The organism is Cytobacillus mangrovibacter (assembly GCF_042865275.1).
Taxonomy (GTDB): domain Bacteria; phylum Bacillota; class Bacilli; order Bacillales; family Cytobacillaceae; genus Cytobacillus; species Cytobacillus mangrovibacter.
The window spans coordinates 1-11,962 of record NZ_JBIACJ010000013.1; the positions used below are offsets into that span (position 1 = coordinate 1).

Sequence of the window (11,962 nt, forward strand, 5' to 3'; positions counted from 1 at the left end):
TCTCAGTCCCAGTGTGGCCGATCACCCTCTCAGGTCGGCTACGCATCGTCGCCTTGGTGAGCCGTTACCTCACCAACTAGCTAATGCGCCGCGGGCCCATCTGTAAGTGATAGCCGAAGCCATCTTTTAGCTTTCCCTCATGAGAAGAAAAGAATTATCCGGTATTAGCTCCGGTTTCCCGAAGTTATCCCAGTCTTACAGGCAGGTTGCCCACGTGTTACTCACCCGTCCGCCGCTAATCTTTGGGAGCAAGCTCCCTCAGATTCGCTCGACTTGCATGTATTAGGCACGCCGCCAGCGTTCGTCCTGAGCCAGGATCAAACTCTCCAATAAAGAGTTGATTAGCTCATAAATAAAAATTTAAAACGTTGACGTTTTTGCTTTGTTTAGTTTTCAAAGAACTAATTTGTGACAGAATGTAAGTCTAACACTTAAAAATTCAACTGTCAAATGTTTTTTTCGAAACTCTTTGTCGCCGAAGCAACAAAATTTATTCTATCAAACTCGTAATCTCTTGTCAATTGTTTTGTGAATACTTGCTGAGTAATTACTCGAAGCAATTGATCCCCTTAACAACATTTACTAGAATAATATAACATCTGAAGGAAGTCAATCTTTATTTATCAAAAGTACGTATTTAATGTTGATAAACAAACTTTGATATTGCCGTTCATTTTGTTTTATTTAAACGAATAACCTAGTAAACGTCTAGCAAACATTAAGATTAAAAGAAGCAGGATCCATTCATTTACGAATTTCCTGCTTCTTTTTAATCTTATTTAAATTCAAGCATTCTACGGAATTCTAAAAAGCAGGACAGACTAACCAGTCCTTAATCTTCCTATCTAGCTACCCCTAGTGCCTGCTTCGCCATTTCTTCATATTCAGCCAAGCCAGATTTCATTGCAAATTCCGCAATCCCAATTGGATATGCTGAAAACAGTTCTAAAATATGATCAAACATTAATGGCCATACATACCCACCTGCTTTTTTGTATTCATCAATCAATTTCTTCAATGCTTCCTCTCCAAAAGCCGCTAAATGAGAAACAAAGTCATTAGCAGGATCATCAATCCGAGCCTCTGTCCAATCTATAAAACCTGTTACACATGCATCCTTATCAATTAAAATATGGCCGGCATGAAGATCTCCATGAATAAGTGCTGTTTGCTTCGGCCAAAGTGCGTCGTTTGCTAACCAATTCTGCCATCGGTTCCAGAGCTCTTCTCCCACACCATATTCTAATTTAACTTTATCCATTCGTCTTTTCATCGTACCCTTTAATTCAGCAGATGTTACCATGGTAAAACCCGCTGAATCCGCTTCATCAAGAGGAATGGAATGCAAAGCCGCCATCGCTTCGCCTAGGGTTTCATGAAAAAGATCTGGCACATTTTTTTCATCAATCTCCCATATATATGCCTTTGCCTCCATATCAATTGTTCCAGCAGGTACACCCTTTAGAAGTTTATAGGCAATTAATTCATCTGAAAAGATCGTCCACTCTGGCGATTGTATAGATAGCTTTCTTCCCACAAAATCAAGAATCCCCTTTTCCTTCCTTGCCGTTTGAATGACATCCTGCCGTCTTGGAAAACGAAGAACCCACTTTTCTTCATCTTTATCTGTTGCGATAACAACTTGGAAATCAAGACCTGATTCATTTCGTTTTAAAGAATCCTCTTTGATCATTAAACCATGCTTTCTTGCTATATCTATTACTTGTTCATTTGATAATGTCATATTTAAACACCCCTGTTTTCTTATTCGTTCGGTTCGCTCATACTTGCATAAAGCGAAACTTCCATTAGTTGAGGTTTTCCTGCCCCTTAATCTGTGATCAATCTTATATATTGTTTGTATTTTTCTGCTTCAGCCTTTTGACATTTCACAATAAGTTTTGTTCCATTTTCCTCATATTCACTAAATAATATCTGACTCTTTTCATTAAAGTACGCAACAACCTCTCCTTCAGTAAAAGGAATAAATAATTCACACTGTATATAGTCATTAAAAACTTCTTGACTGATCAGCTCGATTAATTCATCTAGCCCTATTCCTTTTCTCGCAGATAAATACACTCGATTATGCTGGGTTGCCGGGAGTATCCCCTCCACCCTATCTACTTTGTTATATGCATAAATTGCGGGTATACCTTCAACCCCCATTTTAGTTAAAATCTCATTTGTAAGTTTTTTCTGCTCTTCATGGTTAGGATTAGTATAGTCCAGAACATGAATGAGTAAATTAGCTTCAGCAGCTTCTTCCAGTGTTGAACGAAAAGCCTTTACTAAGTGATGTGGCAGTTTATTAATAAATCCCACTGTATCAGTTAGTAAAAATGTTTGATTGTTCGTTAGCTTTATCTTTCTTACTGACGTTTCTAAAGTAGCAAAAAGCATATCTTTTTCAAAAACCCGTTTCTCAGCATCTTCATTATACCGCGCCAGCATAGCATTCATAATCGTGGATTTCCCCGCATTTGTGTATCCTACTAATGAAACAACAGGTAATTCATTTTTCCGCCGTAGCTTTCTTTGTGTTTTCCTCTGGTCAATCAACTTTTCTAATTCTTTATTGAGTGCTGTTATTTTTATTTCTATTTTTCGACGGTCTAGCTCTAACTTCGTTTCTCCAGCACCCCTATTTTTCAATCCCGCTCCCCCGCCTTGACGCCCTAAAGATTCTCTCATCCCAATTAAACGTGGAAGCATATACTTCAACCTCGCCACTTCAACTTGAAGCTGAGACTCTCTTGTTTTTGCCCGGTTAGCGAAGATTTCCAATATAAGCATCGTGCGGTCTATCACCTCACATTCTAGTTGAGATTCTAAATTACGTATTTGTGTTGGGGATAGTTCATCATCAAAAATAACCACATTTGCCCCTTGTTCATTTATGATTGCAATTAATTCTTGAATCTTCCCTGACCCAATATAATAAGATTTATTCAGTTGGTTTAAATTCTGCACGATTTCACCAAGCACCTCTACATCGCATGCCGCAGCTAAGTTACCAAGCTCCTGCATCGTATATTCAAAATCCTCTTGGTTATTATTGAGGTTAACACCAACTAATATGGCTTTTCTCTCCATAATCAATTCCCTCCTATTAATAAAAGCACAGGCATGCTGCCTGTGCTTTAAGTAAACGGAAATAGAAAGATGGTTAAATACAAACTAGCTTTTCATTAATGAAAGGCCTTCATATTAAGAAACGAGTATAACCCCCCCTTATAAATGGAGGAAATGTCCAACTTCCGTTTCCAGGTTGAAACATTTTCTCTTCAAAGAGGATAAGCTTCACAACCTAATATGAATTTTTTTATATTGAAGACAACAAAAAGAGAGTGAGTTCATCCCCACCCTCTTCTTACATTTGTCGTAAAATAAGGTTCCCTTAATAAAGGCAGATCAATCCCGTTTACTCTGCACAACAGGCAGAGCCTTGAACTATTCAATTACTTGTTCAAAGTTTGGAAACGCGATCTAATAGTTGCCACAAGGAAACCCTCCGTTCTTTTATAATTATCAACATCTTACCATATCGTTAATAAATTTACAATGATTAACAATCGGGCATATTGTCATCGATCATTGTGCGAACTCCAATATGCCCGTTTTTTTAATATGCCTTACATTTCCGAAAGCTTTATCTGCGAGCTCTTTTTTAGTGCTCGTTTTTGCCAGACAATCGTTGTTAAAAGTGTGACCACTAATAGAATAAGACCTAAAACAAACGGATAAATGATTTTAACATCATAAAGCATTCCTGCTAGCGTAGGTCCCAACACATTCCCTATACTCATATAGGCGTTATTCATCCCCATTGCAAATCCTTGTTCATTACCTGCTAATTTAGAGATCAATGTGTTTAATACAGGACGTAAGATGGAAGTGGCTAGAAAAATAAGAAGGGTAATCCCAAAGAAAAGCGCATAGCTAGAGGCGAACAATGAAAAAAGAAAACCAATAGCAGCTACTCCTATAAAGATATTCAAAACCATTCCCTCGCCAAAACGAGTGACGATTCGGTCTACAACAAAGAGTTGGACAATAACACTGATAATTCCTGTTGATGTTACCATTAGAGCAATTTCCTGTGGCGTTGCTCCAAACTGGTTATCAACAAAAAGACCAAGTACTGACTCATATGCCATTAAACCAAAGCTCAGCACAAGGGTAATAATAAGTGGAATAAAATAAGGCATTTTAACGGATCGCACCATTTTCTTACCCATGGACTCCTCATCAGGTATATCCATCGCTCCTGCAGGTAAATCTGGTTTACTTTCTTTAAGTACAATAATTGAAAATATAACCGCTACAAGCGAGACGATTGCTGAAATTAAAAAAGGCATCTTGAGACCAAAGTCAGCTAAAAAGCCACCAACACCTGGCCCTATAACAATCCCCAACGACATAGCCGCAGAAACGAGACTATTGCCCTTTGCTCGTTGAGCCATCGTTGTAATATCTGCTACATATGCAAAAATAGCTGGTACAAGAAGTGCTGCTCCTATCCCGCCAATCACACGCGAAGCATAAAGCCACCAAATAGAATCAGAAGCATAAAAGACAAACATTGAAATCGTTAAGCCAACTAGGCCAAAAATAATCATCTTTCTACGACCATATTGATCCGTCCATTTTCCCGCAATAGGGGAGAAAATAAGCTGAGCCCCTGCAAAAATGGCAATCATTAAGCCCGCGGCAGTTCCACCTTGATTAATTGACTCTAGATACGCTGGTAAAATAGGAATGATAATTCCAAAGCTTCCAATAGCAATAAACATATTAATCATTAAGATGGTCAGCTTTTTTCTTTGCTCAGTAGTCATATAGAGAGCACCTCTTTCCTTATTATATATTTGAAAAACTGTGTTTTTATCTGATTATCCGTACCTCGTACACCACAATAAAATATACTCCATTACTTTTCAACAGATAAAGAGGATAATTCTATCACGGTTAAAAGCAAGTGTCAATCTTAAAAATCCAGCAAAAAAAGAGGCAGACTTATTCGTCTCCCTCTACTTTTAAATAGGCTCTTTTCGCAAACTTTGTTGCTTTAACATGATTTGGTAGAAGTTGATTTGCGCTTCAGGATGCTCGCTTTCCGCGGGGCGGGCGCTGAGCCTCCTCGTCGCTACCGCTCCTGCGGGGTCTCACCTGTCCCACTCCTCCCGCAGGACGTTGAATAGGCTTCTTGAATTGACACCGCACGAGGAAATGCGGATGCATTTTCGAGGAGTCTCGCACCTTCCGCTCCAATCAACTAGTCTTTTTGGTTAACAGAAAGTTTTTCTAAAAACAACAATCTTTTAAAAAACAGCCTTTAAATAAGAACTTAACTTTATTCTGACTTTTGAACAATAATCGCACTTTGAACTTGGCTAACTGCCGTTTGGGCTTGTGCAATTTCTTCAGCAGCCTGCTTTAGCGCTTGTTCCGCTAAAGTAGGATCGGAAGAGGATTTTTCAATTGCTTGGCTTAATAAGGTTTGCGTCAGCGTGACATTAGCTTTAGCCTGGTTCAGTTGATTTACATCAATTGGTTGACTTGGACACATTCGAATCACTCCTATTCAATTGCAATGAAAATTACCTCTATATCTTTACCCTGATAAGTATTTTTATTATCGGGAAAAAACACCAGTTATTTTATCAGTATTATTTATTCACAATATTATTATATGTTTTAACCGTTAGCACATAATAGCCCAGATAAATAATGACATACGCCGCCATAGAGGTAAGCATTGGCACGGTTAAATCATAATACGAGGCACCATATAATTTTTTAACTGCTTCTAATATCATCATACTATGCACAAGTCCAACTACTAAAGGGAGAGCTAATACAAAAAACGACTGCTTCATAATCGTTGAATACACTTCTCTTTTGCTGACACCAATCTTCCGCAAAACACGATAGCGTTCGATATCTGAATGGGCCTCTGTCAGCTGTTTAAAATAAATCATACTTCCTGTAGCCGCAAGAAACACTAAACCCAAAAAACCTAATAAAAATAAATTCACTCCCGACATTTCTAGTCCTTCTTTATATTCCTTGTAGTACGTATACATCTGTTCTGTTTCAAGGCTTAGCAATTGTTTGGCAGTCATTTCAGTTGTCTTATGATCTTCCACCTTATAAGCATGATAAACAATCGGAGCTTTTAATTGTGCAATCTCATCAAATACTTCATCATTAACAATCAAATAAAAATCTGGATAACTCCAAGGCAGAATACTTCCTACCTTCATGTCTACAAACGAAAATGTTCGTTTTTCTTCAGCAAATTTTAGTGTAATTTCATGCCCTTTATAGTTTGCCATTGTCTGTTCTGTAAGTCTTGGCTTGATTACTGCTGTTTCGTTCCTCGAGAGTTTTACTTCATCCTTCCAATTTAAGATATTAACTGCCTTATTAAAGGTTGTTTCAGCAATCAATCGAACCGGATTCGTTAAGTAATCATCACCAGGTATTTGAAAATTTGTCTCTATTTCTATAATCGGAACCTCCAGCCGTCCTTCAACAGGATGAGCTTTATCCCCTTCAATGATGCTTTCTATCATCTGATTAGATTCTTCATCTTGCGAGAGGTGTACATAACTAAAAGGAAGAAACTCGTTTACTCGCTGCTCATTAAAATAATACATACTATACGCTGTACTAATCACACTAAGCGTAACAGCACTAAGCAAGGAAATCATCGTCAATGTCCGCGCATTCCCTTTTATGCGATAGAGCAGCTGGGATGTTCCAATCAAATTCATTCCTTTAAAATAATGCGTTTTATTCTTCTGTACTGCCCTCAATAAGAAGACAGTGACCGAACGAAATAATAAGTAAGTTCCAATGACAAGTCCAATTGTAATAAGAGTTAAATTAATTAAATACTGAGTGTCAGAAATAATTGGCTGTAATAGAAGCCAATAGCTCACACCGAGTATCCCTATTGCACATGAAGCTGCAATCACTGATGCTTTCGGAATTTGCTCCCCTTCCTTCTCAGCCTGGAACAATTCAATTAATTTAAATCGATAGATCAAGCGATAGCCACGAATCGACGTAATCAAAAAGATCAAACCAAATACAATAATGGTGCTTACGATTGATTCGATCGAAACAGTCATCCCCACATCAATCGTCGATCCCATTAACTTTAGTAAGATCATTGAAAACAGCTTAGAAAGAAAGGTTCCTGCAATAATCCCGATAACAATGGATACAGCTCCCATTATTAAGTTTTCATAAAACAGCATGATGCCAATTGTTTTTTTTCGTAAACCAAGAAGCGAATAAAGCCCAATTTCCCTTTTTCTTTTTCTTGTAAAAAATGAATTGGAATATAATATAAAAACTGCAACAAACAATATTAATATAATTGATGCCTGCAAGAAGATACTGCTTAAATTCTGTGATGATTCTAATCCAATTTGAATCTCCGTACTATATTGCAACGATACAAATGTATAATAAATAACAACACTGAAAATCATTGAAAGAAAATAGAGCAAATAGCTTTTGAAATTCCCTCTAATATTGCTCTTTGCCAAGCTAAATAAGGTCACTTGCCCCACCCCCTAGTGCTGATAATACATCCAACACCTTATTAAAGAATTCTTTGCGGGACAAGCGGCCTTTCACTAGTTCCGTAAAAAGCTTTCCATCCTTAATAAATAAGATTCGTTGACAATAGCTTGCTGCGAAGGCATCATGTGTGACCATTAGGATCGTTGCTTTGTCCTGTTCACTTAGCTGCTTTAAACTTTCCAATAAATCTGTTGCTGATTTGGAATCAAGAGCACCTGTCGGCTCATCAGCAAGGATTAAGCTCGGCTTCGCTACAATTGCACGTGACGCAGCCGTCCGTTGCTTTTGGCCGCCAGAAATTTGATAAGGATATTTTTCTAAAATAGGAAGGATACCAAATTTATCTGCCACCTCATCTACTCTTCGTTCCAATTCCTTCACATTCATTTTGGCCAATGCTAAAGGCAGTAAAATATTTTCTTTCACAGTTAATGTGTCGAGTAAATTATAATCCTGAAAAATAAACCCTAGTTTATCACGGCGGAAAGCTGATAATTGCCTCTCATTCATTTGAAGAATACTTGTTCCATCAATAATAATCTCACCTGATGTCGGCTCATCAATTGTAGCTAATACGTTTAACAGCGTGGATTTCCCAGCACCCGAAGGACCCATAATTCCGACAAATTCACCTTCTTGTACGTTCAAATCGATTTCATCCAATGCGGTAAACACATTTCCTTTTGACCCATATATTTTTTTCACATGTTTTGCTTCTACGATCATTTTCATCTATTATTATTCCTCCAATTAAGAATGGACTTTTCTCTCATGGATTTATTGTATCGAAATTAAACCATATTCAAGCTTACAGTTTCAGCAAGGAACCTTACAATTTTGTCACTACGAATGCATTTAAGGTTTATTTTCGTTAGTATTAGTTTTAGATAGAACACTTATCACCACGTGCCGGAGGGTTACAAATGAAAATAATGATTATAGAAGACGAAGCGACTATAAGGGACATGCTCGGAGAAACGATTGAAAAATGGGGATTTAATGATGTGAAGGTAGAAAACTTTGATGATGTATTGCAAGTATTCCTTGCAGAGAATCCTCATCTTATTCTGCTGGATATTAATTTGCCTTCTTACGATGGTTTTTACTGGTGCAATAAAATTCGCGAGGTTTCAAAAGTGCCTATCATCTTTATCTCCTCCCGCAACACACCAATGGATATGATTATGGCAATGAATATGGGCGGAGATGACTTTATCCAAAAGCCATTTGATACGAATGTACTGATGGCAAAAATTAATGCCCTCTTACGCCGATCTTATTCTTATATCGAGGCAAAATCAAATGTCCTTGAACACGATGGCGTCATCTTAAACCTAAAGGACTGGGACGTATCTTGCGGGGACAAAAAAGCTCATCTAACAAAAACAGAATTTATCATCTTTAGCCTCCTTATGCAGCAGAAAGGATCCATTGTTAGCAGAAATAAAATCATGCGCAGCCTTTGGAAGGATGAAAGCTTTGTCGATGACAATACATTAACCGTTAATATTAATCGTCTGCGCAAGAAGCTCACAGAGCTCGGCAAGGAAAACTTTATTACAACTAAAAAAGGAGAGGGCTATATTATCCAATGAATTTATTAGACTATATAAAGGATAAACGTTATTTCATTGCTTTTTACTTCATTATTATGTCTTTCATCACTTTATTCATAGTCGTTAGTAATGATCAAATTGTACTTAGTAATATTCTCTACATCCATATGAGCTGCCTATTACTCACAAGCCTTTATATAATGATTGGCTATTATTATCGAAGGAAATTGTACTTCGAGTTAAGTGAGTTAGCTAGTTGTGGACAAGAAGAAATATCTGCTTTATTGCCTGAAGCACAAAATAATGAACAAAAGCTATTCCTCACACTTCTAAGAAAAATACTTGATGACCAATTAAACCAATTACAAAAACAAAATGAAGAAAAACGTGATCAGCAGGAATTCATTATGTCATGGATTCATGAAGTAAAACTGCCCATTGCAGCAAGCCGACTGCTTATGGAAAACAGCGAAGGAAAATCTGTGGATATCCTTGTTGATAAGTTCGAGGATGAATTAGGAAAAATTGATGATTATGTCGAGCAGGCACTTTATTATTCTCGCATTGATTCATTTGCAAAGGATTACTTTATTACAGAAGTACATATCAACAAAATTATTAAAAACAGCGTAAAAAAGTATGCCAAACTATTTATTAACAAAGGGATTCGTTTTCAAATGGAGGAAAAGGACTTATTTGTCCAAAGTGATAGCAAGTGGCTCGGATTTGTCATTGATCAACTGATTGCCAACTCCTTAAAGTACACCAACACCCGTGGTGAGGTTACGATACAGTTTGAAGAAGATCAGACAGAAAAACGTGTGCTCATTCAAGATAATGGGATTGGAATTAAACAAGAAGATATTCATAGGGTCTTCGAAAAGGGATTCACTGGATCAACCGGAAGAAGCTATGCTAAATCGACTGGTATGGGACTCTACCTCGCTAAGCAATTGGCAAACAAATTGGGGCATGAGCTAACAATCCAATCAGAAGAAGGAACATTTACAACAGTTTCGATTCATTTCCCTAAAATAAGAAATTACTATCATTTATAAATAGAAAAAAGTCGCAGGAGCATGTTTTGAACAGTTCCTGCGACTTTTCCAGTTGAAATCATTTATTTTTTTGCGACTCTTTTTTTAATAAATAAAACGATGAATAGAATTAACGCTAGTGCTAAGAATGCATAAACAAAGTTGGAGTAAATGTCCATATATTTTACTATCGTTTCCCATGAATCCCCAACAGCTGCACCAACATTGACAAGAATCACATTCCATATTAACGTTCCAAGCGTTGTAAACAAAAGAAACATACCAAAATTCATATGTGACATTCCCGCTGGAATAGAAATCAAGCTTCTAATCAATGGAATCAAGCGACAGAAAAATACCGTCCACACTCCATATTTGTCAAACCACTGATCTGCCTTTCGAATATCCTTTTTCGTCAGGCGCAGAATATGTCCCCATCTATCAATAATCTTTTCCATTCTTTCTACATCTATTAGTCGACCAATCCCATATAGAATGACTGCTCCCGCAACAGAACCAATCGTTGAATAAGCCACAACCCCTACTACCGTTAATTCTGACGTCGTTGTCATAAAGCCGCCAAATGTTAGAATAACCTCTGATGGAATGGGCGGGAAAACATTTTCTAAAGCGATTAATAGAAAAATTCCCCAATATCCAAACTCGTTCATTATTTCTGTAATCCAATTTTCCATTCATTCTACTCCTTATAATTTGATTTTAATCAGAAAAGTCATGATAATTGGTCTTTAAATATTCGATAGATCATTGTATCCAACACTTTGTAAATCAAGAACAATCCAACAAATCCTATGCCATAGGCAAATAGCATTGATTCGATAATCAGCACCATCATCGAAGAAGGCAATAAAGTAACCCAGAAGATCCCTACTAGGATAAATACAAGGAAACCAAGGATTGTCCACCCAAGTAAGTAATAATGTGCATGTAAATTAAATAGTAATGTATTTTTGGATAATGATAAAATCTCTTGAACTTTGAACTCATTAATTGCCTCTCTTGATGCTTCTTCCTTCGTTCTTCCCCGCTTCATCAAGTCCTCAGCAAAGTCCTCTAAATAGGCTTGCAATTCTATTTTATCCTCTTGATTCATCGCAAGCTGAGCAACATAGGCATGGATATCATTTTGCTTGTGATACATCACATTTATTCGAATATGCCCAACATAGTTAAGAGCACCCCAAATGACTGCGACAGTAAATGAAAGGAGGTAGCCAATCGTTAGCCAAGCTGAATCAGCCAAATAATCAGAACGATCCACATAAAATATGAAAAAGCATAAAGCCATTGATAGCAATAAGATCCAGCTGTACTTTATATCATGCAAACTAAACATTTTCTTCGTAAAAGGCCCCATATTTATCCCTCCTTTATAAAAAACGATCGACCATTTCCACTGTTTGTTTCCATTCATATACGGACTTCTGCAATAGATTTAACCCATCCTCTGTTACAGCATAGTATTTGCGCCTGCCGCCATGGCTCTCATTTCCCCAGTAGGAAGAGATCGCTTGCTGCTTCTCTAAGCGTTTCAAAGATAAATACAGGGTTGCTTCCTGTATTTCAAAAGTTCCTTCCGTTCTTTCCTTTATTGCCCTTGATATCTCATAGCCATAATTTTCTTTTTCCTTAAGAACAGAAAGAATTAGAAGGTCAATCGTTCCTTTTAGCATCTCTTTATTCAAGATCAAGACCTCCAGAAAAATTACTTAAAATCATTAAGTACTTAATAATCATAAGTTATAT

Annotated in this window: 11 protein-coding genes and 1 rRNA gene; 2 read left to right on the forward strand and 10 right to left on the reverse strand. The window is 37.2% G+C overall.

Annotation, left to right across the window (positions count from 1 at the left end; all coding sequences use genetic code 11):
- The 7 genes from ACFYKT_RS18485 to ACFYKT_RS18515 form a co-directional block, all read right to left on the reverse strand.
- A 16S ribosomal RNA gene (locus tag ACFYKT_RS18485) occupies positions 1 to 333 on the reverse strand; the annotation flags it as partial.
- Between the two features lie 508 nt (positions 334 to 841).
- The gene (locus ACFYKT_RS18490; RefSeq protein WP_389222584.1) at positions 842 to 1,744 is read right to left on the reverse strand and encodes a macrolide 2'-phosphotransferase; all 903 of its coding nucleotides are present in this window, start codon (positions 1,742 to 1,744) and stop codon (positions 842 to 844) included.
- An 86-nt stretch (positions 1,745 to 1,830) separates the two neighbouring features.
- Positions 1,831 to 3,096: a GTPase HflX gene (hflX, locus tag ACFYKT_RS18495; protein ID WP_389222586.1), complete on the reverse strand. Its 1,266-nt coding sequence runs from the start codon at positions 3,094 to 3,096 to the stop codon at positions 1,831 to 1,833.
- A 539-nt stretch (positions 3,097 to 3,635) separates the two neighbouring features.
- On the reverse strand, positions 3,636 to 4,841 hold the full coding sequence (locus tag ACFYKT_RS18500; protein ID WP_389222588.1) for an MFS transporter: 1,206 nt from the start codon (positions 4,839 to 4,841) through the stop codon (positions 3,636 to 3,638).
- A 515-nt stretch (positions 4,842 to 5,356) separates the two neighbouring features.
- Positions 5,357 to 5,572 carry a hypothetical protein gene (locus ACFYKT_RS18505; RefSeq protein ID WP_389222590.1) on the reverse strand — a complete coding sequence of 72 codons (216 nt, stop codon included), beginning with the start codon at positions 5,570 to 5,572 and terminating at the stop codon, positions 5,357 to 5,359.
- A gap of 100 nt (positions 5,573 to 5,672) precedes the next feature.
- The gene (locus ACFYKT_RS18510; RefSeq protein WP_389222591.1) at positions 5,673 to 7,580 is read right to left on the reverse strand and encodes an ABC transporter permease; all 1,908 of its coding nucleotides are present in this window, start codon (positions 7,578 to 7,580) and stop codon (positions 5,673 to 5,675) included.
- Positions 7,567 to 8,334, reverse strand: coding sequence for an ABC transporter ATP-binding protein (locus ACFYKT_RS18515; RefSeq protein WP_389222593.1), 768 nt, complete (start codon positions 8,332 to 8,334; stop codon positions 7,567 to 7,569). Before ACFYKT_RS18515 ends, ACFYKT_RS18510 begins: the two co-directional genes overlap by 14 nt.
- A gap of 191 nt (positions 8,335 to 8,525) precedes the next feature.
- Between ACFYKT_RS18515 and ACFYKT_RS18520 the strand changes: the two genes are divergently transcribed.
- Positions 8,526 to 9,197: a response regulator transcription factor gene (locus ACFYKT_RS18520; RefSeq protein ID WP_389222595.1), complete on the forward strand. Its 672-nt coding sequence runs from the start codon at positions 8,526 to 8,528 to the stop codon at positions 9,195 to 9,197.
- Positions 9,194 to 10,216: a sensor histidine kinase gene (locus ACFYKT_RS18525; RefSeq protein WP_389222597.1), complete on the forward strand. Its 1,023-nt coding sequence runs from the start codon at positions 9,194 to 9,196 to the stop codon at positions 10,214 to 10,216. Before ACFYKT_RS18520 ends, ACFYKT_RS18525 begins: the two co-directional genes overlap by 4 nt.
- 62 nt (positions 10,217 to 10,278) lie before the next feature.
- Here ACFYKT_RS18525 and ACFYKT_RS18530 read toward each other — a convergent pair whose 3' ends face one another.
- The 3 genes from ACFYKT_RS18530 to ACFYKT_RS18540 are packed head-to-tail and all read right to left on the reverse strand — an operon-like array spanning position 10,279 to position 11,901.
- A complete protein-coding gene (locus ACFYKT_RS18530) occupies positions 10,279 to 10,890 on the reverse strand; it encodes a DedA family protein (protein ID WP_389222599.1) in 612 nt (203 codons plus the stop codon).
- Positions 10,891 to 10,928: 38 nt separating this feature from the next.
- On the reverse strand, positions 10,929 to 11,573 hold the full coding sequence (locus ACFYKT_RS18535; protein WP_389222601.1) for a hypothetical protein: 645 nt from the start codon (positions 11,571 to 11,573) through the stop codon (positions 10,929 to 10,931).
- 13 nt (positions 11,574 to 11,586) lie between these two features.
- Positions 11,587 to 11,901, reverse strand: a complete 315-nt coding sequence (locus ACFYKT_RS18540; RefSeq protein WP_389222603.1) for a PadR family transcriptional regulator — start codon at positions 11,899 to 11,901, stop codon at positions 11,587 to 11,589.
- Between the last annotated feature and the right edge of the window lie 61 nt (positions 11,902 to 11,962).